The sequence below is a fragment of the Arthrobacter sp. CC3 genome (genome assembly GCF_039907775.1).
In the GTDB taxonomy this organism is placed as follows: Bacteria; Actinomycetota; Actinomycetes; order Actinomycetales; family Micrococcaceae; genus Arthrobacter.
This window is the reverse complement of record NZ_JARCCY010000034.1, coordinates 17,969-41,101: the sequence shown is the minus strand read 5'-3', so window position 1 is coordinate 41,101 and position 23,133 is coordinate 17,969. Positions and strand designations below refer to the sequence as shown.

Below are 23,133 nucleotides of genomic sequence, written 5' to 3'. Positions count from 1 at the left end.
GCGTCCCGGGAGGCGTGAGGAATAATGCTCTCCATGACGAGTAGGGAGATCGGTAAGAGGGAAGCCCAAAAGCCGGCCACGCACGCCGGGGCAGATGCCGATGCCGCCACCACGCTGCCGGAAGCCATGACCGGCAGGGCCAGCCCCGCGAAAGCGGCGGTCGGAGACAAGCCGGTCTTCGCCTATATCGCCAGCCTGCCGCAGCCGCAGCGCGGCATCGCCGAAGCGGTCGATGCGCTGGCGGCGAAGACGCTGCCCGGCCTCCGGCGCTCCGTGAAGTGGGGCATGGCTTACTACGGTGTCGGCGACGGATGGTGTTTCAGCTGCGGCGGCTTTGCCGGCCATGTGAAGCTCATGTTCATCAATGGTGGGGCGCTCGAGCCTGAACCGCCGGTGACACCGGTCGGGATGGGCAAGTCGACGCGGGGCGTGGAGCTCGAATCCATCGAGGACATCGACGAGCGACAGAATGCGGCGTGGATGAAGCAGGCCGCGTCCGTGCCGGGTGTCGGGGGCAAAAGGCGTTGAACCCGAATTAACCTGCCTTCTGGCCCCTTTGGCCGCCCCAATCGGGGCCTCGGACTTGACGTCTCCTGACCGGGTCTTGCGGGGGCTATGCGGTGATCCGGAATTCTGCCTTCAGCATCCCGGCGTCGCGGGAGTTCTTGCCGACCAGGAGCTCAAAGACACCCGGTTCGACGACTCGGTGGCCGTTTTGGTCCACGAGGGAGCATGCGGAGGCCGGGAGGGACAGTTCGACGTCGACGGATTGTCCGGGCCCGACGCGCACCCGCGTGAACAACTTCAGCTCGCGTTCCGCCCAGGTCACACTGGTGACGACGTCGGTGACGTAGGCCTGGACGGTCTCGATGGCAGGCCGGTTTCCGGTGTTTCTGAGGGTTACGACGGCTTGCACTGTGTCGTCAGGAGTAACTGATTCGTTAAGGATTCGGAGCCCGGAGTATTCGATGGTGGTGTAGCTGAGGCCTTCGCCGAATGCGAACAGCGGGTCTTGGGACAGGTCTGCGTAGCGGTCGCCGTGCTGGCCCCGGATTTGGTTGTAGTAGATAGGGAGTTGACCGGCGTGGCGTGCGAAGGAGATGGGTAACCGGCCGGTCGGTTCGATCAGCCCCAGGACCAGTTCGGCGACGGCCCGGCCACCCATCATGCCGGGGTTGAACGCCTCGATGATGGCAGCGGCGTCGAGGACGGACCGCGGCAGGACCGAGGGCTTTGATTGAACGAGAACGACGACGACGGGAACGCCGGTTTTGATGAGGCGGTCCACAAGCTCGATTTGGCCGCCTTGGAGTTCCAGGGTTGCCGTCGATTTGGTCTCGCCGGCCAGCGCCACGGTGTCGCCGATGACGGCGACGACGTAGTCGGCGTTCCGGGCAGCCTGGACCGCTTCCTGGAGCATGGCCTCATCGGTCCCGGCTGCCAGGAACATCGGAGGCCGCGGCTGTCCGTCGGCGTAGGTGGGTCCTGCCGGGTCCGGCACGAGCCGCCCGATGTCGGCCCCTCGGGCATGGGTGACGGTCCAATCCTCCGGCACGGCTGCGCGGAACCCGTCGAGCACGGTTGAGGTCAGGTGCCTTGGGTGACCGTCAGTCAGCCAGTTGATTTGCCCGGAGGCGCCGGCCCAATCGCCCAGCTGTGCGTGGGGGTCATCGGCGTTGGGACCGATGATGGCAATCGTTCGTGGCTCGCCGGAAATTCCGGCCCTGACCGTGCCCGACGGGACCAGACCGCCGTCGAGCGGCAGCGTGCCATCGTTGGTGAGAAGGACGAGCGAGCGTCGGGCCATTTCCAGGTTGACTGCGGCGTGCTCTGCGGAGCCGATGACCTTGGCCTGCCGGGCCGCGTCCGGGATGCGGGGATTCTCGAACAGCCCGAGTTCGAATTTCAGGGTCAGCAGCCGGCGCACGGCGTCGTCGATCAGCCGCTCGTCCAGATCACCGCGCCTGACGGCCTCCTGCGCTCCTTCGAAGAACTGCGGCGTCGTCATAACGAGGTCGTTCCCGGCTTCCACTGCGACGGTTGCTGCCTGGACGTCGTCCTCGCAAACCCTCTGTTCCCACACCATGCGCCCTACATTGTCCCAGTCGGTGACCAGCGTGCCGGTGAATCCCCACTCGCCCTTGAGGACGTCGTTGAGCAGCCACTTGTTGGCTGTCACGGGGATTCCGTCGATGGCCTGGTATCCGAGCATGAAGGTGCGGCACCCGGCTTCCACTGCTTCCTGGAATGGCGGTAGGAACCACGACCGCAGTTTCCGCCGGCTGATGTCCGCCTCGCTGGCGTCCCGGCCACCCTGGGTTTCTGAGTATCCCGCGAAGTGTTTCGCGGTGGCGAGGATGGCGGTGGTGTCTGTGAGTCCGTTTCCCTGGTAGCCGCGGATCATGGCTTTTCCGAGGGCGCCGATCAGGTGCGGATCCTCGCCGAAGGTCTCGTTGACCCGGCCCCAGCGTAGGTCACGGCTGATGCAGAGGACGGGGGAGAAGGTCCAGTGCAGCCCGGTGGAAGCGACTTCGACGGCCGTGGCGCGGGCTCCCTTTTCCACGAGGGCAGGGTCCCAGGTGCTCGCCATGCCAAGTTGCGTTGGGAAGATGGTGGCTCCGGGCCAGAATGAGTGGCCGTGGATGCAGTCGTCTGCCATCAGCAGGGGGATCTGCAAACGCGTGGTGAGCAAGAGTTTGCGTGCTTCCATAATGCGTTCGGGGGAGGCGTGCAGGAGTGATCCGGCCAGTTTGCCGAGCACCAGGTCCTCGATGTTTCCGCGGGCGTCGAGCTGCAGCATCTGGCCCACCTTCTCTTCCAGCGTCATCCTGCCCAGCAGGTCATCAACCCGTTCCAGGATGGGCAACGCGGGGTTGGTGTAGGGGGCGGTGCGGAGGTCGCTCTGCGGTGTGTTCACGGGGATTCTCATTTCTTGGTTGCTGCGCGGCAGTGCGTCAGAGGATGTAGGTCGTCAGAGGATGAAGGTCAAGGTGCGTCGGCCGGTGTCGACGTGCTCGGTGGTTCCGGAAGCGGTAGCGGGAAGGTTCAGCACGGCGGCTACGGGGGCGGAGACTGTCACCTCCCGGCCGGAAGGCGTGCGTTTCCACGCCACCGTGACCAAGCCCTGGGGGGTGGGGACGGTTCCTTCGGCCCACTCCAGGTCGCTCGGTGCCGGGTCGATGGCAACGCTTGTGAAGCCTGGCGCTGCCGGTGACACGCCGAGGATGTAACGCGGGAAGTGCTGCAGCGGCACGCTGCCCCAGGCGTGGCAATCACTGCGCAGGCTTACCGTGTCTTCTGCCCAGGTCGTAAGGTTTTGAGCCAGCATGTCCTCCCAGGGTTTCCAGTCCACGCTGTAGTGGGCGCCGGCAAGCCGGAGGGCATCAAAAAGGTCCAGTGCGGTGGCGTAGGAGCACGGAGCAAGGCGACTGTCCGCCACGGCCCTGCGGAGCAGGTCCGCGGCCGCAGCGCCCTGCACAACTCCGGAGAGGACGGCCCACATCTGGGCGTGGACGCTCTGCGGTGACCCGCTGTCCGTGTCTAGGTAATAGCCTGTTTGCTCGTCCCAGGCAGGCCCGTCCGCAATCCGGCGGGTCACGGCGTCCGCGCGGGAGGTGTACTCCTCGGCGAGTCCTGTCCGCCCGCAGAAGTCCGCGATGGATGCCGCTGACTTCAGGGCGGAGATGTACATGAATGTGGCTATGGTGTTAGCCCGGCGGGGTCCCAGATCGGGGACGCCGCGGCTGGCCCGCCAGGCTTCTGTCCAGTCAACGAAGTTCCACAGAATACCGTCGCCCTCGGCGGAGATGATGAATCCGTCGGGGGACAGCCGGTCGTCAAAGTAGCCCAGGACGGCGTCTATCCTGCCGATGAACCGCTCGGTGAAGGAACGGTCGCCAACGAAATCGACGTGCTCTGCGACCATCCTGATCCAGTAGAGAGAGAAGCCGGGGATGAACTGGGGCTCGACACAGGGGGAACGGCTTTCGGTCAGCCCGGTCGGGCTTCCGGAGGCCGCGAAGTCCCCGATGGCCCGCCTGATGAGCCGGTCATCAGCCGACAGGTGCAGCGAAAACAGTGCCTGAGAACGGGTGTCCATGGCGTATTGCAGCTGTTCATAGAACGGGCAGTCCTCGAAGGTTTCATGCATGCAGTTCAGCAGGGTCCGAACGCTCACGTCCCACAGCTGACGCTGCACATCCGAGGACGATGAGAACGAGCCCGTGACGTCGAGCGGATAATGCGTCCGGGTGAGTTTCAGGGATTGCAGCCGGAGGGGCGCGTCCGTCGTGGTGATTCTGAGCCGCAGGTACCGGAAGGTCCTGAACCAGAAGGGCGAGAATACTTCTGGGGCGTTCGGGGTGCCGGTCCCCGCGAAGACGTAGTGGTCCGGGTCCCCGTAGAGGTCACCGGTGACGTGATCGGTGCGGTCTGCTTTCCGGCGGAGCCAGGGTATGTCAACGGGGAGCTGTTCGTAGCACTCGGCCGCCGTGAGCTGCAGCCGGGCGCCGTGGCCCGCTTCGACGGCAATGGCCAGGAACGCGGTCATCAGGAACCCGGCGTCCACATCAACGCTAACGTCTGAGTTGGGCGGGATCTCCACCGTGTTGCCGCTGAGGAGCCGTGTCCAGTCAAGTCCCGGGTCCGAAGTCCTGGTGACGCCGATGACCGGCACGGGGGCCAGTGTCAGCTGCGGTATGGGCCGTGCTGCAAGGGGCGGCCTGGGTGTTGCGATGAACGGCTCCTGGCTGTCCAGCGCGGGGATCCGCCAGGCGGCGTCATTGAAACTTCCGCTGAGCCAGCCGTGCTCGCTGACGGCCCCATCCACTGTTTCCTGGATGCCGAGGAAAAGAGTGCTGCGGCCCTGATGGAACCGACGCCCCTTCACCGGCCGGCATTTCCAGGCCGTCGGAACCGAAAGGTCCGTTTCCCCGACGATTCCCCTGACCAGCAAACCGGGCCTGCCCGTACGCTGGACCGACGCGTTTCCGAGGGACGTCGGTGAATACGTCAAGACGTCGATCCCGATGATGTTCTCACCGGCGACAAGGAAGGAAGCGACGTCGACGGCATCAGCGAACCACGTCCGGCCGGAAGGCTTGGCGGGGCCGGCGGCGACAAGTGCGCCGTTGATGTGCAGCCGGTAGCGTGAGTCGGCGCTGATATGGAGCCATGCCGGGCCGGCTACGGGGGAATCGACGGCGACGCGGGAACGGAACCGCATGGACGATGCGACACCGTCGCCGGGTACCCCATCGGGGCCCGCAGGCAGTTCGAACCACGGACCGCCCAGATCCTGCTTCGTAACGACGTGCTCTGTTTGAACCACTGGGAAGCTTTTCATTTCTCATCGACGTTTCGTGGGGTTGCCGGTTGGTCGGCAAAGGGTGAGTAGCGAGGGGCGGCCATGGTTGATGGCCGCCCCTCTGCCGGTCCTATTTCAGTGCGCCGGTAAAGGCTTCCTGCATTGAGGTCAGGACGTCCTTCGGGGCCTTGGATCCGCCGAGCATCTCCTGGACACCCGTCAGGTGAAGGTTCTGTACCTGGGGTGACGGCCAGTCAACGTCAGGGAACGGAACAGTCTTTCCTTCTTCGACGAAGGGAACCTCGAGCCTGTTGACGTCGTTGGCCTCGATCACGCCTCCGGGAGCCACGCCGAACTTGTCGGCGTTCATGGCGCTGCCTTCTTTGCCGGCCAGGAATTCGAGGAACTTTTTCGCGCCGTTGGCGTTTTTGGCTTTGGCGTTGACGCCCCAGCCCACTCCGAGTCCGAAAGCCAAGCGGGTGTCGGCTGCTGTGTCGGTTGCCGGAAGGGGCGCCAGCTGGATCTTCAAATCGGGATTCGCTTTTGTCATGGAGTTGCCCATTGTCGAAATCTGGATGGCGCCGAGGGCGCGGCCGTCGGCCACCATGGCGGTCTGGCTGTCCACTGAGGTGCCCAGGGCGTCCTTGTTGAAGCAGCCCTTGTCGTACATTTCCTTGTACTTGGTCATGGCGTCTGCCCAGCTGCTGTCCTGGAAGGTGGCTTCCTTGTTGAGTTGCTTCTGGTTGAAGTCCGGATCCTTGGCGTAGACGTCCGTGGCCGCCAGGGCGTAGGTAACCAGCTGGGTGACCCATTGGGTCTGTGCGCCCAGGGCATAGGCCACCTTGCCGGCCTTTTGCGCGTCGGCGCACAAGCCCAGGACTTCGGCGTAGGTTGTGGGGATCTTCAGTCCGGCGTCCTGCAAAGCCTTGGCGTTGTAGACGCCGCCCAGGGTGTTGGCCGTGGCCACGTCGGTGAACATGTACCTCTTGCCCTCGTAGCTGGTCGGGGCAGTGGTGGACCCAGGCTGGCCGGAAGCCCAGCTTTCGCCGGACAGATCCGCGAGGTAGCCGTTCTTGGCAAGGGTGCGTACGGCAGTGGCGTTTCCGCTGCCAGGGAAGACGTTCAGGACGTCGGTGGCGGTTCCTGCCGAGAGGCGGGTGCCCATCTGCTGGTTGTAGCTGTCCGTGGGGATGACCGTGTATTCGATCGTCAGGTCCGGGTTGAGTTCGTGGAACTTGTCGGCGATTGCCTTCCACTTCTCATCGGAGCCGGACAGCCGGGCCACGGTGACTGTGCCGCTTGAGCTGGCTGCAGGCGGGTTTGAGGAACATCCGGTGAGCGAGATGCCGACGGCGGCTATCACCCCGATGGCGGTGAGGACATTCTTGTGACGCATGATTCTCCCTTGAAAGGCATGGGTTGGGGGGTGTGGACGGCGGGTGGTGCTGGTTGGGCGGGGATGTTGCGTGCGTGCTGCGCTCAACCCTTCAGACCTCCTGCGAAGCCCTTGATGATGCTTCGCTGCAGGAGGAAGTAGAAGATCAGGAGGGGGACGACCCCGATGATGAGGGCGGCGAAGATCGTTCCCCACTGGTTCACGTACTGCCCGGTAAAGGAGTAGATCGCGATCGGGATGGTGTTCGTTCCGCTACCCGAGAGGTAAAGGAGAGGGGTAAAGAAGTCGTTCCAGACATGGATTGTGTTCAGGATGACGACGGTGCCTGTGATGGGGCGCATCAACGGGAACACGACCTGCCAGAAGACCCGGAACGGGCTTCCGCCGTCCAGGGTGGCTGCTTCCTCGAAATCAAGGGGAAGTGACCGCAGGAACTGAACGTAGAGGAAGATGGAAAAGGGCATCTGTGCACCGACGTAGATGATGATCAGACCCCAGATCGACCCGATCAGTTGCAGGTCCCGGAAGGTCGTGTACAGCGGGATGAGCGCCAGCAGGCCGGGGATGAGCAGCCCGCCCAGGAAGAACGCAAATGTCAGCTTGGACCAGGTCCGGGTTATGCGGGCCAGCGGGTAGGCTGCGGAGGCGCTGATCACGACGATCAGGAAAACTGACACGACGGTGATGACGATGTTGTTGACCATTGCGGGCCCCAGTCCTCCGCTGACCCATGCGGTGACGAAGTTGTCGAACGACGGGTTCTGGACGGGCGCCAGGGACGTTGTTACGCCTCCCGGCTTAAGGGCGGTGTTCAGCAGTACGTATACCGGGGCCGCGAACAGCAGGGCGACAAGGATCATGACGACCTCGAGGACGCCCGTCTTCAGGGTGTAGCGCTTCATTTGTCTTCTCCTCGGCGGAGCAGGGTGAACTGGATGATGGAAGCGATCGCGACGAACGCGCTCAGGACCAGCGTCAGGGCGGTGCTGTATCCGAACAGCTGGAACTGGAAGGCGTCCTTGTAGGCGATAGTGCTCAGGCTTTCGGTGGCGCTTCCCGGCCCGCCCTGGGTCATGATCAGCACCTGGTCGAACAGCTTCAGGCCGCCGATGAGTGACAGCATGAGGTTGATGGTCATGGACGGAGCCAGCAGGGGCCGGGTGATGTTCCAAAAGGTCTTGAAAGACCCGGCCCCGTCGAGGCTGGCGGCTTCGTAGATGTCCTCCGGGATGCTTTGGAGGCCCGCCAGGAAGATCACCATGGAGTATCCGGCAAACTGCCATACCACTACGGAGATAATTGCCGGCAACGCCAGTTGGGCGTTTCCGAGCCAGTCCTGGGCCATGAAGTCCAAGCCGATCGCTCGAAGGGCGATGTTCAGCGCCCCTTGGGGGGCAAGGATGTACTGCCAGAGGTTTGCCACAACGAGTGGCGTAACCACCGCCGGTGCAAAGAACAGGACCCGGAGCCAGTTGCGGGAGCGGATGGCGGAGTTGACGCCAAGCGCCAAAAGCAGGCCGATGAAGTTTTGAACCACCGTGATGCCGAGCGCGTATAGGGCGGTGTTCATGATTGATGCGCCGGTAGCGGAGTCCCGGAAGACGCGGAAGAAGTTGTCCAGTCCGACGAAGTCGAAACGCGGAGACAGCCCGTCCCAGTCCGTCAGTGAGTAGAACGCCCCGCGCCAGCTGGGGATCACGACAACCAGGGTGAACAGCGCCAGCGCCGGCAGCAGGAACCACCACGGCGCCCTTGTGCCGACGCCTGCCCGGCGTCTGCTCGGCCGGGCAGGCCCGGGCGGCTGGGGTGTCGTGGAACGGCCAGGGTCCCCCGTGCGGGGGTCTGCGAGTTCACGTTGGGTCATCGCATTCTCCATTCTCTTCGTCGAGGACGTCTCCGCCTCTGGCGGAGGTGAAACCCACCCGCTCTGAAACGTTTCAGAGAAAGTTGCGCGGCCTGAGCTTCGGCTCTTCGCGATGGGGGTGTCCGGTGTGATGTTTCCAGTAATACGTTCTACGAAGATGTAAGCACATTCTCGCTGAATCCGTGTAGTACGTTATACACTTTTTATAGCGTAGATCACAACATGGCGATCTGCCAAGGGGTCGTCGCTACTTATGCGATAAGAAGGGGTGATCACCATCAACGCAGCTCAAGGAGGCGCGATGAGCAGGAGTTCCGTGACCAAGCGGCCCACGATCGTGGACGTTGCAGCCCACGCGGGTGTTTCCACCGCCGCCGCGTCCAAAGTGCTTCGCGGCGCCTACGGTGTTAGCCCGGAAATGAAGGCCAAGGTGCAGGCTTCCATGAAGGCACTCGGATACCGGCCGCTGGCCTCCGCCCGTGGCATGCGCGGCCGAACGTACACCGTGGCCGTCGTCGTCGCGGACCTGCACAACGAATTCTCATCGCTGCTCGTCGAAGGCATCAGGCGGGAGTGCGAACGGCAGAAGTACCGGCTGCTGGTGGCTCCTGCGGGCTCGGGCAAGGACGCCCAGGACCGCATGGTCGAAGACCTGATCGACCGGGCAATGGACGGAATCGTCCTGATTTCCCCCCTCGGCACTGACGCCGAGCTGGAGGAACTGGCCAAGAAAATCCCTGTTGTCGTACTCGGCCGCCACGGGGCCAGCCCGGAGTTCGATTCCGTCGCCGCCGACGACTTTGCCGGTGCGAACCTCGTAGTTGACCATCTAGTGTCCCTCGGGCATCGGCAGATTACCTACGTCAACCACACGACGACCGGAACGAACGACGCCAGGCTCCCTGAGGAGGTCCGCGTCCGCGGGTATGTCGATGCGATGATCCGTCACGGCCTGGGGGACGCCATTGACATCATCCAATCGCAGTGGAGCCAGGAAGGGGGCGAGGAATCGGGCCGGTTGATCCTGTCCCGGAAAGAGAGGCCTACGGCTGTGTTTGCCGGCTGCGACGTTGCTGCGTTCGGTGTCCTGACGGCACTGTGGAACGCGGGCATCCGGGTGCCGGACGAAATATCCGTGGCGGGCTTTGACAACATCTTCACCACGTCGCTGGCGCCGATCTCGATGACTACGGTCGATCAATCAGGCCTCAACATGGGTTCAACCGCCGGACGCCTCCTGCTGGAGCGTGTGGGCGGCAGGGCCGAGGCCGTGAACAGCAGCGTGCTGCCGGTCCTGGTGCCGCGCGAGACCAGTGCGGCGCCCCTGCTTGAGGTGGGTAAGGGCTAGGTCCGTCGCCGGGCTGCTTCGGCAATGCGCTCCGCCGCCTGCACCACCAGGTTGCCGTGGTCCTTGCCCGGGGTCTCAGAGACCCTGGCCAGCGGCATGGCGAGGCAGACTGCGGCGATGATTCCGTCGTCGGTGCGCACGGGGGCGCTGACGGAGCCCAGGCCGGGCGTGCGGGAACCTATCGATTCAATCCAGCCCCTGGCGGCCAGTTCTGCCAGGGCATCCTCCTCCGCGGCGAGGAGCCGGCCGCTGGACCCTTGGGGGAGGGGCAGCCTGGAGCCGGGAGGCAGGGTGGCGCGGAGTTCGTGCCGGCTGTCGACGCTGAGCAGGCAAACGCGGTCGTCACCCCGGCGCACCCATAGCTGTGCTGTTTCGCCGGTCTGGTCGCGGAGGTCGTTGAGGGCGGGTATTCCCGCATTTTCGAGAGCTGACCTGACGAACCGGTCCCCGAGCCGGAACGCGCCGCCTTCGGTTCGGCGGAGGAAGCCGTAGTCGGCGAGCTGCAGCGCAAGGCGGTGCGCCGTCGACAGCGACAGGCCGGTGCGCCGGGACAGCTCGCTGGCCGACGCCGAGGACCGGCCCACGGCATCGAGGATGGCGGCGGCACGTTCGAGCGTGCGGTTGGTTCCGTTGGTGTCGCTAGAGGGCATGTGGCCAGCTTATGGCGTCGCTAGCCTTTGGCTGCCACGGACTCAGCCATGAACTCGGCCACCACTTTTTGGGAGATCGCCACGTCCAGGACGTAAACGCCTTCCTGGCGGGACCCAAGCCACTCCTGCAGCTGGCCAAGGTCGGCCAGGGTGCGGGCCTTGGCGCCCTGGGCGCCCAGTGCACGCCCGACGGCGGCGAAGTCCACTTCGTCGATCAGCATCGCCTGGTCGTGGAGTCCCTTGGCGGCGTACTGGTGAAGCTCCGCTCCGTAGGCCGAGTCGTTGAGCACCACCACCACACCTTTTCGGGTGGCCCGGAGGAAAGTCTCGAAGTCGGCGAGCCCCATCAGCCCGCCGCCGTCGCCGCTGACCAAGACGGTGGTGCGCTCCGGTCGGGCCACCGAGACGCCGGCCGCGGACCCGAAGCCCAGGCCGATCGATTGGAAGGCGGTGCCCACCAGCACCATGGCGTGCGGGTCCGGCACGGTCAGGTACATGGGCGCCCAGCAGATGAAGTGGCCGCCGTCCATGACCACAGAGCGTTCGGCCGGGAGGATGCGGTCCAGTGCGGCCACGACGGCACGTGGGTTTAGCCGTCCATCCGGTCCGAACTCGCCCGGGTCCTCGCTGGGCACGGAGGACCGGAACTCGGCCCGGGATACCTCCGGCACGTGGTCACGCCAGGTGGAAGACGAGGCGGTGCGGACGCGTTTCAGCAGGCCCTCGATGAACGGGAGGATGTCCGCCCGGATGTACTCCGCCGCCGGCTGTCCCGGGTCCGGTTCGTTGTCCACCCGGACAATTTTGGTGCCGTCCGGGAACAGTTTTCCGTAGCGTGTTTGGAAGGTGTTCAGGCTGGCTCCCACCACCAGGACGACGTCGGCCTGGCGCGCGACGGCCAGGCGGTGGCTGCGGGTGAACCCGCCGGCAATGCCGAGGTCCCACGGGCTGTTGAACGCGTTGGCCGCCATGACTGATGTCATGTAGAGCGCGCCGAGCCGGTCTCCCACGCCGCGCAGGGGTTCAGCCGCCTGTGCCAGCAGGACGCCCCGCCCTGCCAGGATCAGCGGCCGTTCCGCTGCTGCGAGCAGGCCGGCGACGCGGTCCAGGTCTCCCGGTTCTGCGGGCCACGCAGGCTTTGCCGGCAGGGGCTCGAGCGGTTCCGGAACTGAAGGCGGGGCGGTGGCGAGGTCATAGGGAATGGCCACGATCACGGGCTGGACGCTCTGCAGTGCGAGGTCGAACGCGCGGTGGGTGATGGCGGCGGCGTTGCCCGGGCCGGCCACCAAGGTCACTACACCGACTGCCTCTGCTGCCTTGGCCTGATCGACGTCGAAGGGTCTCGGGCCGGTGGAGGGCGCGTCTCCCACCACGAGGACCAGCGGGATGCGGGCCATCCGCGCCTCGGCGAGGGTGGTGTACGCGTTGGTGAAGCCGGCGCCGTAGGTGGTGGTGGCGGCGGCAATGCTTCCGGTCGCCCGGTGGTACGCGTCCGCCATGGCCACGGTGGCAGCCTCGTGCCGGGCCGATGTGAAGGGAAAACCCCGGCGTGTGAGCCGGCTGATGAGGTGGGCGTTGCCGTTGCCCATCAGGCCGAACAGATGTCCGGCCCGCTCCGCTAGGACGTCCGCGACGACCGCGGATACGTGGCCTTCGTCCGGGAGGGCGGGTGCGTCGGTTGCAGGTTCTGTGCTGGTGATGATCATGGTTTCCTTCATGTTCCTGGGTTCGGGCAAGGCGCTAGCTGCCGGACGGGACCAGCCGAGCGGCGCCGCGGTGCTTCCTGGTGAGCTCGAGGTAGGTGGCGGCGTTTTGGCGGCAGTGCTTGATTTCTTCGGGGGTGAGCGGGCGGCGCACCTTTCCGGGGACGCCCGCCACGAGCGATCCCGGCGGGACCTCCATACCTTCGAGCACCAGGGCGTTGGCTGCGATCAGGGAGCCGGCGCCGATGACGACGCCGTTCAGGACCGTCGCATTCATTCCGATCAGCGTCCCGTCCCCGACGGTGCAGCCGTGCAGCACGGCCCCGTGCCCCACGCTGACCCGGCTGCCAACGCGTGCCGGGTAGCCCGGGTCGGCGTGAATGACGGCGCCGTCCTGGATGTTGCTGCCGGCGCCGATGCTGATGTCCTCCATGTCCGCCCGCACCACGGCGCCGTAGAAGATTCCGGTGCCGGCACCTATGGTTGCCGAGCCGACGACGACGGCGGTGGGGGCTATCCACGCATCTTCCGAGAGTGCGGGGTTGCGGCCGTCGATGGCCAGGATGTGCGAAGTCATGGGTTTTCCTTTGCTGGGGTGGAGGGGCGGTGCCCCGCGGAAGGTGCGGGGCGCCGCCGTCGTAATTCCGTGGTGCCGGGTGAACAGGCAGCTAGCCGAGGAACGGGACGATCAGGGAGGTCACGAAGAGGACCAGCGCACCGCCGAGGCGGTTGGTCAGGGCCGCGAACGGCATGAGGTGCATGCGGTTCGCCGCGCTGAGGACCGCCACGTCACCGCTACCGCCGGTGTCCGCCATCACCAGGCCGGGTGTGATGGAGGCTTCGACGAAGTTGAACTTGACCAGCCATCCAAGGATGCCGGAGGTCAGGGTGGCGATGACGACCGTGCAGATGGTCAGGAGGATGAACAGCGGGTTGCTGAGCGAGGCGAGCACGTCGGTGATGTCGATGTAGGTGAGGCTGACGCCCACCAGGAGTGCGGGAACCAGGACGGCGCCGATCAGGTCGCCCCAGTCCGCGGTGGAGTCCTCGACGTCCTGGGGGAGCAACCCGAAGATCTTGACGGCGGCGGCGGCGATGATGGCCCAGGCGTAGGGGTGCAGCCCGGGAAGGAATCCCGCGGCGAGGTTGCCGAAGACAAAGAGGCTGCCGGCGATGAGCAGGCCCTTGCCCAGGGCGATGAAGGAGGAGGTGTCCCGCTTCGGAGGCAGGGTGAGCTCGTCCGAGCGGCCTTTGATCCGCAGGAGCTGGCCGTGCCCGTTGAAGCCGACGAAGAGCTGCTTTTTGCGCTTGCCCAGTCCGTTATAGACGCCGGCGATGAGGATGCAGACGACATTGGCCATGACCACGGCGGACATGAGGTCACCCATGAAGGTGGCGGAGTCGCCGCCGGTGGCTGAGGCGTACATCTCGGACATCGGCAGGGCGCCGACGCCCAGCCCGCCGGCCATGATGGGCGCGGCGACAAAGAGGATCCCTTCGATGAACCCAAAGCCGGTCAGGGCAGCGATGAGCCCCACCAGGACGAAGGTGGCGATGAGGCAACCCACGATGGGCACCGCGAAGCGTGGTCCTGCCTTGAGCAGGAGCGCCCGTGGCATGCCCAGGATGGAACCGGCGATGATGCCGACGACGAAGAAGTCCAGGAAGCCGTGGCCGTCGATGAAGTTCTGTACCACGGTGACCAGGTTCCCGGGCATCAGGCCGAGGAAGGCCAGGGTGGCGGGAGCGAAGGTGCACAGGACGGTCGGCAGCCCGAAGTCGCGGACCACGGGGAACAGGTTCCCGATCCAGATGAACAGGCCGCCGAGCAGGATGGTGGTGGCAAAGCCGGCCACCATCGTGTCGGGGAGGTTGCCGGTCAGGGCGGCGGTCAGGACAAGGCCTGCGAGGACGAGGTACAGCGGGGCGGGAAGGCTGGCGATGCGGAAGCCTTGCCGGCCGGGATAGTGGGTCCCGGGACGTGGGCCAGCGGTCCGGGTCACCGGGTGTTCGATGCCCCCGGCGGGGCCGGGGGAGGGTTCGTTCATGGCCGTGTCCGTTGGTTCGGTGGGAAATTCCGTGGTGCGCGGGCTTGTAGACATCTTCGTCTCCAAAACGGTGAGTAGGAATTGATAGCGGGAATGTTGTGCGGTTGGGGGTTAGCGGGCAGGGTCCAGCAGCCCGGCGGCGGGGGAGCGCAGGAGGATCCCGCGGGCGAGCCTGACCGCTTCAGCGAGGCGGTCCTCGCTGATGCCGGTTTCGTGGCCTTCGGCGTGCAGGTGCCTGACCAGTTCCTCGGTGGCGATGTTGCCGTGAGCGCCGGGCGCGAACGGGCAGCCGCCGTAGCCGCCGAGTGCGGCGTCGAAACGGACGACGCCGGTTCCCGCCGCAGCGCTGGCGGTGGCCAGTGCCTGGCCGTGGGCGTTGTGGAGGTGCAGGTAGTAGGTCAGCTCAGGTTCGGCGTCGCGGACTGTGTGCAGGCTGGCCATCACCCGCGCGGTGGGAGTGGTGCCCAAGGTGTCGGCCAGCCCGACGTCGGCGATTCCCATGTCCTTGAAGGCGCGGACCACACGCAGCAGGTAGCCGGGGTCGATGCTGCCCTCGAACGGGCACGTGAAAGCAGTGGAGATCCCGGCGAAAAAACGGACCTCCGGGTACCGGGAAACTGCCTCGCTGATGCCGGCGAGGGCGTCTTCGATGGCCTGCCCTGCGTTGGCGTTGCTGTGCGCCTGGCTGGCGGAGGTGACCACCTGGATATCGGTTGCGCCTGCGGCCACGGCCCGGTCAATGCCCTTTCCGTTGAGCGCCAGGCTGGTGAAGGTCACGCCGTGAACTGCGGGCAGGGTGGAAATGATGTCGGCGGCGTCGGCCATCTGCGGCACGCGTTTCGGGTTGACGAAGGACGCCGCTTCGATGCGTTGGAGCCCTGCTGCGATCAGGGCCTCGGAGATTTCGAGTTTGTGCGCTGCTGACACAATGACCGGTTCGTCCTGGAGGCCGTCGCGCAGGAAGACGTCGGTGATTTCCACCTTCATTTAGCGCACCCCCTGCAGTCCGAGGCCGGCAATTTCGCCGGCGGTCATGCCGGCAAGTTCCTGCAGGACCTCTTCCGTGTGCTGGCCCAGATCAGGCCCGACCCATTTGACGCGGCCTTCGTGTCCCGGGATCTTGGGGACAACTCCGGGGAAGCGGATCAGCTCGGGTTCGTTGTCGATGACCACTTCGTGGGTCTGGATCATGTCTCGGGCAAGGTAATGCTTGTCCACGGCGATGCTGGGTGCGTCGTAGACGGGACCCGCGGGGACCCCGGCGTCGTCCAGTTTGTCCAGCACTTCGGTCAGTGGCATGCTGCCCGTCCAGGCGGAGATGGCACCGTTCAGTTCTTCCTCCCGGGCGCCCCGGGCCTCCGTAGCAAGCAGCGATTCGTCCTCGGCCAGGTCCTCGCGGCCGATCGCCCGCATGAGGCGGACGAACACGGAATTGGAGTTGCCGCCGATGACCACCTCCAGGTTGTCCTGGCACAGGTAGGAGCCGGTTGGTACGACGCCGGGCAGGGCGCCGCCGGTGCGCTGCCGGACCATTCCGTACGCGTCGTAGTCAGGGACCAGCGACTCGAGGAGGCTGAACACTCCTTCGTAGAGGGCGACGTCCACCACCTGCGACGGGCCGGGGGGCAGCCCGCGGGCCTTCTGGAACATCAGCATGAGGGCACCGATGACCCCGTACAAACCGGCCACGGTGTCGCCGACGCTGGCCGCCGCACGCCCAGCGGGACGGTCCGGTTCACCGGTGATGTACCGCAGGCCGGCGAAGGATTCCGCGGAGCTGCCAAAACCGGCGCGGTTTTTGTACGGTCCGGTCTGGCCGTAACCGGAGATCCGCACCATCACCAGGTCCGGGTTGAGCTCCTGGAGCACCTCCGGGCCGAGCCCCCACTTCTCGAGGGTGCCCGGACGGAAGTTTTCGATGACAACGTCGCACTGTGCCGCGATCTTCTTGACCGCTTCGCGTCCCGCCTCGGAACGGAGGTCCAGGGCCACCGACTTCTTGTTGCGGCCGATCGTGCGGAACAGCATGGAGGTGGTGCCACGGGTCTTGCGCCAATCCCGCAGCTCGTCACCGCCCTGGGGCTTTTCAATCTTGATGACTTCCGCGCCGAAGTCCCCAAAAAGCCGGGCGGCGAACGGCGCCGCGATAAAGCTGCCGAGCTCCAGCACACGGATGCCCTGGAGCGGGAGGGAGTTGCCCTCCAAAGAAAGTTCCTGCGTCATGTGATTCCTGCCTGCGTCTTCGAGTGCAAGACTTCCCACTCAGTGGGAGATGCTTGTCATTGGGCGGATAGACGATAGCAGGGCAATGTGACCGGCGCAACACCTTGGCCGAACGTGATGTAGCGGTTGGGAGGACTCGAATTGGGCTGGGCGTAGGGTGGAACTGAGACAAAGGAGCACTTCATGAAGAAAATCCTCATGGTACTGACCAGCGTTTCCGAGATCGGCGATACCGGAGAGAAGACCGGCTACAACGTGGCCGAAGCTGCACATCCCTGGAAGGTCTTCAAGGATTCCGGGCATTTCGTCGACTTTGCGTCCATCCAGGGCGGCCAGCCCCCGCGCGACGAGGTGGACTCGGAAGATCCCATCCAGGTTGCGTTCACGCAGGACGAAACCACGCGTGCCGGCCTCTACAACACAGCCCGCGTGGACGTCGTTGATCCCGGCCAGTACGACGCCGTCTACCTCGTGGGCGGGCACGGCACCATGTGGGACTTCCCGGACAGCAAGGGCTTGCAGAACCTCGTAGCCAGTGTCTACAACGCCGGCGGTTTGGTGGGCGCGGTCTGCCACGGACCGGCGGGCCTGCTGAACGTGGAACTGGCTAACGGGCTGCGACTCGTCGAGGGCAGGAAGGTGGCCGCCTTCACCAACGAGGAGGAGGTTGCCGTGGGGAAGGACGAGGTCATCCCGTTCTCTTTGGCTGACCGGCTTGAGGAACAGGGCGCCACACACGTCTCCGCTGATGTCTTTCAGGAGAAGGTCGTAGTGGACGACCGGCTGGTGACCGGCCAGAATCCGGCGTCAGCTGCCGGCGTGGCCAAGGAAATGGAAAAGCTCTTCGCAGAGCTCATCCACCAGGAAAAAGCCGAGGAACAGCACGACGCGGAGGCCTTGCGCGCCGAGAAGGACGCCGACAAGAACGCCAGGAAGGCTGCTGCGGCAGGCACCGAGCACTAACGCACGCTGCCCACGGACCAGCAGCCCACGGACCAGTAGCCCGCTGAAGAGCCAGGTACGTTTTGCCGGCGCGGGAGCTGTGTGCTCACCACCCGGCGGTACCCGGGGCACCCTTGAACGGCCCAACGATCTGCCGGGTGATCCAGCCGCCGTAGAAGTTGCCTTCCTGGGCGGTCACTTGCTCGCCGTTGACCTCGCAGGAATCCATGGAACCGGGGTAGAGGGCCACCCGGGTGCTGAGCGCCTCGAAGCCACGGGTGGGTTCCGGGTAGGTCCATCCGGCACGGGGAGCAGTGACTCCGCCGGCAACAACGTCGAAGTAGTGCGCTTCTCCCTTGAACTCGCAGAAGCTGGTGCCTCCGGCCGGGACGAGTGCGCCGGCCGGGAAGGCGTCCATTGGCAGGTAGTAGACAGGCGGATGACTGGTCTCCAGGACGCGCACTGCGTCGGTGGTGTCGGCAATCACCTGCCCGCCAAGCCGCACGATCACCCGTTCGGAGCGCGGCTCGACCCTCGGCGGCCGCGGGTAGTCCCACACCGATTCCTGGCCGGCCAGGGGTTTGACGGGCTGGGGACGCCGAAAGAAGCCGGATAAACCCTGAGGAGGAACCATGTTCCTATGGTGCCATGTTCCGGTCCCGGTGTATCCGGGGCCGGTACTGGCCGTTATGGCAGCCCGTAGACCCTTCGGGCGTTGTCCCGCGCGACCAGCTCCACCACGCGGCGGGCATCGGCCTCCGACCACTCGTCGTCGTCAATCCACCGGCCGAAGACGGCGGTGATCGCGTTGCGCCACAGCCGGGCGCCGAGGTAGTGGAGTTCAGCCGGGCCGATGGCGTCGGACGAGTAGAGGATCTTAGTGAACGGGGCGAGTTCGAAGGAGCGCGCGATGAGGCTCCGGCTCCGGACCCCAAGGTGGTTCACCGCCAGGCCGACGTCGAGGTAGACGTTGTCGAAGGCCTGGGCCAAATAACCCGCTTCACGCTCAAACGGGTAGCAGTGCAGGAGCAGGACCGGGACCTTGCTGGCCTCCACCGACCGGAGGAAGTCGAGCAGAAGCAGGGGGTTGGCCCGGTCAAGGTCCAGCTCCCGGTCCCCGAACCCGACATGGAGTTGGAGTGGAAGCCCGAGGGAGATCGCGCAGTGCAGGCCAAAACCGATGAGGGTGGGGTCATCGAGGCGCACCGCCCCACCGGACTCGATCCGCTGCCGCCACAGCCTTGCGGACGCGGCGACGTCGCGGTCTGCCGGCGGCCGGCTGAGGTCATGATTGAAGCCGGCCCGGTAGGCAAGAACCGACTTTGCCCCCACGACAATAGGGGCATGGCTGGCCAGCAGTCCGGTGAACGCGTCCACGTAGCCGCCCGGATCCTGGTCCGATTGGATCAGGGTTTCGGCGAGGGTCTCCAGTCGTACGATCTCGTGGACGGTGGCCCCGGCAATTTCCGCCATCCCACGTGGATCGAGCATCCCAACGGTCTTGAATCCCGTATCGATTAGCCAGTGGCTCACTCCCGCAGCCCGGGTCATCCGTCGGCTGATTTCCAGTTCGCCGAGTTCGCTGCGGCGCCGCCAGTAGAGCTCGGCCGTGACATGCCGGGGCAAGTCAATGATCTCGGCGCACCAGCGGCGCAAGGCGAACCCCAGCTGGGATTCATAGGCCGCCGAAGGTTCGGCGAGGAGTTCGCTGTTGCCCTCGTTGAGCGAGTTCTGAAAGCGTTCCTCGCCACTATCGGCCCCGTACGCGCCGTGCACGTGATGGTCGATGAGCCGCACGTCTTCGACAAACCCGGCGAATGACTCCGTCATCAGATGGACCAGGCCAGGCGGAAGAGGGCTCCGAGTTCCTCGGGGTCCTTGGCCCCGTGCGCCTCCTGCTCATGGCGCCGCACCGCCACCGTGGTGTCCACCACCTCGTTGCCCAGCAGCCTTCGGGCGTACGCGGAGTTGTCCAGAGACGTGATGATGGCCGCGGGCGAGTCCGGGACGGTGCCGATCCCTGCGGCGTCCCTTTCCGCCGCGGTAAGACGGGTTGGGTCGCCGGGAATTTCATTGGGCAGGCTGCTGCCGCTGGTGATGCCCTCGAGCGCGAGGGACAGGATGGCGGCAGTGGCCAGGTAGACGTTGGCGGACGGGTCGATGACCTTGACTTCGACACTGGCACCGTGCGGGTTGCTCACACCGCCCTCGACGAAACGGACGGATGCTTCACGGTTTTCCAGGCCCCAGCACAAGAACGCGCCCGACCATGCCCCGGGTGCGAGCCTCATGCCGGACAGGATGGAACCGGTGAGCAGTCCCTGCACCTCCGGAAGCCCTTGGATGATTCCGCCGATCGCGGCTCCGCCCTCTTCGGTGATGCCGTGCGGACCGGAACCGCCGCTGAAGAGGGGTGTTCCGCCACGGGAGAAGGAGAAGTGCTGGTGGGCGCCATTGCCCACCGAGCCGGGGAAAGGTGCGGGAGAGAAGGAGGCCTGCAGCTTGTGTGCACGGGCGACCCTGCCGACAACGATCTTTGCCAGCACTGCGGTGTCCGCTGCTGCGAGTGGATCCTTCGGGGCAAGTGAAAGCTCAAACTGGTTGCGGCCGTATTCCGCGTGAAGCTGCTCAACCTGGGCACCCGAATCGTTCATGGCAGCCACCACCTCTGCCAGGAACTGCTCCCGGTCCAGCAATCCGGTGAGTCCGTACGGAGCCCAGGGGGCGTCGTCGAGCGCTGTGCCGTCGGCGGCCACAAGCACGAATTCCAGCTCGTGGCCCACGAGAGCGTGATAGCCGGCGTTCCTGACCCGCTCCTGGACACGGGCGAGCGTGCCCCGCGGACAGGCCGGATCCCGGCTCCCGTCCTGAAGGAACATGTCCGCGGGTGCCCACGCCAGGCCGCCTCCGAGGCTGCGCAACGCGTCGGGATCGATCCTCAAGCGCAGATCGCCAACGGCACTGATGCTGTCGGTGAAGGCGATTTCGCCGTCGATGCAGAACACGTGCCAGACCGGAGCGGCACCCATGCCGGCCCTGTGGAAGGCGTCGACCCGGGCCACCGGGACGCTCTTGGCAAGCGTGATTCCGGCCGCGTTCACCATGGATCCTAAGACCAGCCGAACGCCAGCCTCATGTAGCCGGTCCGCTTCCGGATCCGGGCCGGTCGCGTCGAGAGCAGGGAAACCCGAACCATCGCTCATAGGGACATTCTGCACCTTCTGTCCAGCGCCTAGTGGTGGCGACGGCAGCCACCACCGTGGCCGACATCCGGTCCACGATGTAGGCGACTGCAGCACCACCGGTGTAGGCCAGCAAATCCGCGGTGCCGAACGTGGTTCCAAGGACCAGCCGAAGGAGTGGCCAGGATTGCCCGAGCTCGGCAGGAAGTCCAGTGAGCTGGAGGAGCTCGATCATGACACAGACAGTAAGGGCAGCGGCAGCAATCAGTGCCTTGGACTTCGACGGAATCACGATTGCCACGAGAACATAGACCATTACCGCGTACAGGCCATCACCCGCAGGACCTGTCCATGCCGCATCGCTGAAGGTGCGAATGCTCAGCCCAAGCACAACGCTCATCAGCCCGGCAATGCACAGCCAAGCCCGTTTTGTTATTGAGCGCCCCGGTTCGACGGAATCGCTCATGGCCCCAGCACCGCCGCTGTTCCCAGCCAGATCATTGCCCAAGCCCCCATTGTCGAATCTGCACTTTCCATCCCTGATGCGGATCCACGGGAATCAACGCGTTCAGCCTAGCTCAGGGCCTTGCCTAGGTTCACGGGCCGGCAGAAAGGGTCCTGCCGGGATGTCAACGGCCGCCCGGGCCCGGGAGGTCCTGTGGCCCTAGTCCAACGGGACGCCAAAGGACAAGACTGAGTCATGGAACAGGTTCAGCACATGAGCGCTGAAGAACCGGCGTTGTCTGTCACCACAGTTTTTGCCAGCCTTTCTGAGCTGAGGGACGCCCCCGGCTACAGCCCGAAGGCGATCGCCGAACGGCTCATTGGATCGTTGGGCGCGGACGCCGCGGCACCGCTGCTGGGGGTCAGCGAAGAGCTCCTGGGCCGCTGGGCATCTGCCCAGGATGCGCCGGACGTGCATGGCAGGCTTCAGTTGGCGGACCTCGACGCCCTGGTAGGTCATCTCCACGGTGCTTTCACGCCTGCCCAGGCCATGGTCTGGATGTGCAGCCACAACGCGCAACTGGGATCCAAGCCAATCGATGTGTACCGCATCCAGGGGTCAGGCCCGGTGATCGGGGCCATTCGTGCCCAGGCGAAGGAAGCCTTCGGCTGACCGCCTGTGCTGTCAAGCACCATCCGATCCGTACGGACGCGTGATCGCCTCCAGGAAATGCCCGTCAGGGTCCGCGAAGTAGACGCCGCGTCCACCGTCGTTGTGGTTGATCTGCTGCGGGCGGGACCGTCCCGGGTCCGCCCAGTAGGGGACGTTCTCGGCCTGGATCCTGGCGAAAATTCCGTCGAAGTCCTCCTCGCTGACCAGGAAGGCGTAGTGCTGCGGGGAGATCGGCCGGTCAGTCGTGGCGAAATCGAGGGTCACCCCGTGGTCCAACGCAACGGTCACAAAGGACCACATGACGTGGGGTGCCGGCAGTCCAAGCACGCTCGCCAGGAAGCTTGCCGAGCGCTGTTTGTCCGTTGCATAGACGATGGTGTGGTTGAAAGCGACTGTCATGGAGACCTCCTCGGGTGATTTTGTCTGCAACCATCTACGTCCGGCACTTCTCAGGTTTCAGGAGCGCCGGCTTCTTCCTTGAAGGTCTGGTCAGGCCTTGGCGACCGGCAGCACCAGCAGGTAGCCGGTCGGGATATCGGTGCTCCAGCGCCGCGGTTCGCGGACGACGAACTGCGTGGCCAACTGCTCGGGGGTGAGCAGGCTGTTGGGCGCCGGGGACGGTCCCCACTGCACGCCGCCGTACGGGTAGAGCGGATCTTGGACGCGGATTCCGGTGACAGAGAACTCCGGGAACTGGTCGGGATCGCCGAGGGATTCGAAGCCGCTCATCACCGATACGTGGCGGCCGCGCCACAGGACCAGCCCGACCGGCCGGTCCGTCTCGGCGATGGCACGCGCCGCGGTCCGCAGCGCTTCGCCGTAGTCAGCGACGCTGACGACGGCGTACGGCCCCATTCCGAGCTCGTTCAGCACCTGCGCCCAGCCCAAGGGGTTGGCACCGTTGAACGAGTTGAACGACCGTGCCCGGGCCATCTCCCAGAGCTCACCTTGCTGGGCACTGTCGGTCCACGTGCCGGCCCCTGCGTCGTCGATGAGGTTGTGCATGATCTGGATGCTCGCCGCCACACACCACTCAAACGTGTACTGCGGGACGAAGTCCCCTTCCCGGTAGAGGTTGAGGGCGAACGCTTGGGGCACCGGGGGCGGCGCGGGAATCGATGTCGGGGCCGGGGACGGGGTCAGCCTTGGAACGGGGACGTCGGCGGGGGCGGCTGGCGGGGCTGAAGAGGTCTGGATTGGTTGACCGGTGGTGGTCTCATCGAGTCTGGTCGCGGGCGTACAGGCCGAGAGGAGGGTCGCCAGGATGACTACCCGGATCAGAAGACGACGGAGCGGGGCACCGATCATGATCGGTCCAGTTTATCGCGATGAGGCGGAATTGGGTCCTGCAGGGA

At 65.3% G+C, this 23,133-nt stretch carries 21 protein-coding genes; 4 read left to right on the top strand and 17 right to left on the bottom strand.

Annotated elements, in window-relative coordinates; genetic code table 11:
• Positions 1 to 24 precede the first annotated feature (24 nt).
• Positions 25 to 528 carry a DUF1801 domain-containing protein gene (locus PV761_RS18030; protein WP_347898854.1) on the top strand — a complete coding sequence of 168 codons (504 nt, stop codon included), beginning with the start codon at positions 25 to 27 and terminating at the stop codon, positions 526 to 528.
• Between the two features lie 85 nt (positions 529 to 613).
• Here PV761_RS18030 and PV761_RS18025 read toward each other — a convergent pair whose 3' ends face one another.
• From PV761_RS18025 to PV761_RS18005, 5 genes are all read right to left on the bottom strand, one after another.
• On the bottom strand, positions 614 to 2,917 hold the full coding sequence (locus PV761_RS18025; RefSeq protein ID WP_347898852.1) for a glycoside hydrolase family 3 N-terminal domain-containing protein: 2,304 nt from the start codon (positions 2,915 to 2,917) through the stop codon (positions 614 to 616).
• 54 nt (positions 2,918 to 2,971) lie between these two features.
• Positions 2,972 to 5,344, bottom strand: coding sequence for an alpha-L-rhamnosidase C-terminal domain-containing protein (locus tag PV761_RS18020; protein ID WP_347898850.1), 2,373 nt, complete (start codon positions 5,342 to 5,344; stop codon positions 2,972 to 2,974).
• Positions 5,345 to 5,435: 91 nt separating this feature from the next.
• Positions 5,436 to 6,701, bottom strand: a complete 1,266-nt coding sequence (locus PV761_RS18015; protein WP_347898848.1) for an extracellular solute-binding protein — start codon at positions 6,699 to 6,701, stop codon at positions 5,436 to 5,438.
• 83 nt (positions 6,702 to 6,784) lie between these two features.
• A complete protein-coding gene (locus tag PV761_RS18010; protein WP_028272752.1) occupies positions 6,785 to 7,603 on the bottom strand; it encodes a carbohydrate ABC transporter permease in 819 nt (272 codons plus the stop codon).
• On the bottom strand, positions 7,600 to 8,565 hold the full coding sequence (locus tag PV761_RS18005; protein WP_347898846.1) for a sugar ABC transporter permease: 966 nt from the start codon (positions 8,563 to 8,565) through the stop codon (positions 7,600 to 7,602). Before PV761_RS18005 ends, PV761_RS18010 begins: the two co-directional genes overlap by 4 nt.
• 301 nt (positions 8,566 to 8,866) lie before the next feature.
• Between PV761_RS18005 and PV761_RS18000 the strand changes: the two genes are divergently transcribed.
• Positions 8,867 to 9,913, top strand: coding sequence for a LacI family DNA-binding transcriptional regulator (locus tag PV761_RS18000; RefSeq protein WP_347898844.1), 1,047 nt, complete (start codon positions 8,867 to 8,869; stop codon positions 9,911 to 9,913).
• Here the strand turns inward: PV761_RS18000 and PV761_RS17995 are convergent.
• The 6 genes from PV761_RS17995 to PV761_RS17970 all read right to left on the bottom strand — a co-directional run bounded on the left by PV761_RS17995 (position 9,910) and on the right by PV761_RS17970 (position 16,537).
• Complete coding sequence (locus tag PV761_RS17995; RefSeq protein WP_347898842.1) at positions 9,910 to 10,563, bottom strand: helix-turn-helix domain-containing protein; 654 nt, start codon at positions 10,561 to 10,563, stop codon at positions 9,910 to 9,912. The genes PV761_RS18000 and PV761_RS17995 overlap by 4 nt on opposite strands.
• Positions 10,564 to 10,583: 20 nt before the next feature.
• Positions 10,584 to 12,269: a thiamine pyrophosphate-binding protein gene (locus PV761_RS17990; protein WP_347898840.1), complete on the bottom strand. Its 1,686-nt coding sequence runs from the start codon at positions 12,267 to 12,269 to the stop codon at positions 10,584 to 10,586.
• A 34-nt stretch (positions 12,270 to 12,303) separates the two neighbouring features.
• Entirely contained in the window at positions 12,304 to 12,843 is a 540-nt protein-coding gene (locus PV761_RS17985; protein WP_347898838.1) for a gamma carbonic anhydrase family protein, read from the bottom strand.
• Between the two features lie 91 nt (positions 12,844 to 12,934).
• The gene (locus PV761_RS17980; protein ID WP_231511410.1) at positions 12,935 to 14,368 is read right to left on the bottom strand and encodes a 2-hydroxycarboxylate transporter family protein; all 1,434 of its coding nucleotides are present in this window, start codon (positions 14,366 to 14,368) and stop codon (positions 12,935 to 12,937) included.
• Positions 14,369 to 14,425: 57 nt separating this feature from the next.
• Positions 14,426 to 15,301, bottom strand: coding sequence for a hydroxymethylglutaryl-CoA lyase (locus tag PV761_RS17975; protein ID WP_347898835.1), 876 nt, complete (start codon positions 15,299 to 15,301; stop codon positions 14,426 to 14,428).
• A complete protein-coding gene (locus PV761_RS17970; RefSeq protein WP_347898833.1) occupies positions 15,302 to 16,537 on the bottom strand; it encodes a CaiB/BaiF CoA-transferase family protein in 1,236 nt (411 codons plus the stop codon).
• A gap of 183 nt (positions 16,538 to 16,720) precedes the next feature.
• On the opposite strand from PV761_RS17970, the gene PV761_RS17965 reads away from it, so the two are divergent.
• Positions 16,721 to 17,500 carry a type 1 glutamine amidotransferase domain-containing protein gene (locus PV761_RS17965; protein ID WP_347898831.1) on the top strand — a complete coding sequence of 260 codons (780 nt, stop codon included), beginning with the start codon at positions 16,721 to 16,723 and terminating at the stop codon, positions 17,498 to 17,500.
• An 85-nt stretch (positions 17,501 to 17,585) separates the two neighbouring features.
• Here PV761_RS17965 and PV761_RS17960 read toward each other — a convergent pair whose 3' ends face one another.
• From PV761_RS17960 to PV761_RS17945, 4 genes are read right to left on the bottom strand one after another with little or no spacing between them, the layout of a single operon-like run.
• Positions 17,586 to 18,113 carry a DUF427 domain-containing protein gene (locus PV761_RS17960; protein ID WP_347898829.1) on the bottom strand — a complete coding sequence of 176 codons (528 nt, stop codon included), beginning with the start codon at positions 18,111 to 18,113 and terminating at the stop codon, positions 17,586 to 17,588.
• 53 nt (positions 18,114 to 18,166) lie between these two features.
• Positions 18,167 to 19,309 carry an amidohydrolase family protein gene (locus PV761_RS17955; protein ID WP_347898827.1) on the bottom strand — a complete coding sequence of 381 codons (1,143 nt, stop codon included), beginning with the start codon at positions 19,307 to 19,309 and terminating at the stop codon, positions 18,167 to 18,169.
• Positions 19,309 to 20,583, bottom strand: a complete 1,275-nt coding sequence (locus PV761_RS17950) for a glutamine synthetase family protein (protein ID WP_347898825.1) — start codon at positions 20,581 to 20,583, stop codon at positions 19,309 to 19,311. Before PV761_RS17950 ends, PV761_RS17955 begins: the two co-directional genes overlap by 1 nt.
• Before the next feature lie 28 nt (positions 20,584 to 20,611).
• Entirely contained in the window at positions 20,612 to 21,169 is a 558-nt protein-coding gene (locus tag PV761_RS17945; protein WP_347898823.1) for a DUF2809 domain-containing protein, read from the bottom strand.
• Positions 21,170 to 21,379: 210 nt separating this feature from the next.
• On the opposite strand from PV761_RS17945, the gene PV761_RS17940 reads away from it, so the two are divergent.
• Positions 21,380 to 21,778: a hypothetical protein gene (locus PV761_RS17940; protein ID WP_347898821.1), complete on the top strand. Its 399-nt coding sequence runs from the start codon at positions 21,380 to 21,382 to the stop codon at positions 21,776 to 21,778.
• 12 nt (positions 21,779 to 21,790) lie between these two features.
• Here PV761_RS17940 and PV761_RS17935 read toward each other — a convergent pair whose 3' ends face one another.
• Positions 21,791 to 22,177, bottom strand: coding sequence for a VOC family protein (locus PV761_RS17935; RefSeq protein WP_347898819.1), 387 nt, complete (start codon positions 22,175 to 22,177; stop codon positions 21,791 to 21,793).
• A gap of 90 nt (positions 22,178 to 22,267) precedes the next feature.
• Entirely contained in the window at positions 22,268 to 23,086 is an 819-nt protein-coding gene (locus tag PV761_RS17930) for a hypothetical protein (RefSeq protein ID WP_028272737.1), read from the bottom strand.
• Positions 23,087 to 23,133 lie beyond the last annotated feature (47 nt).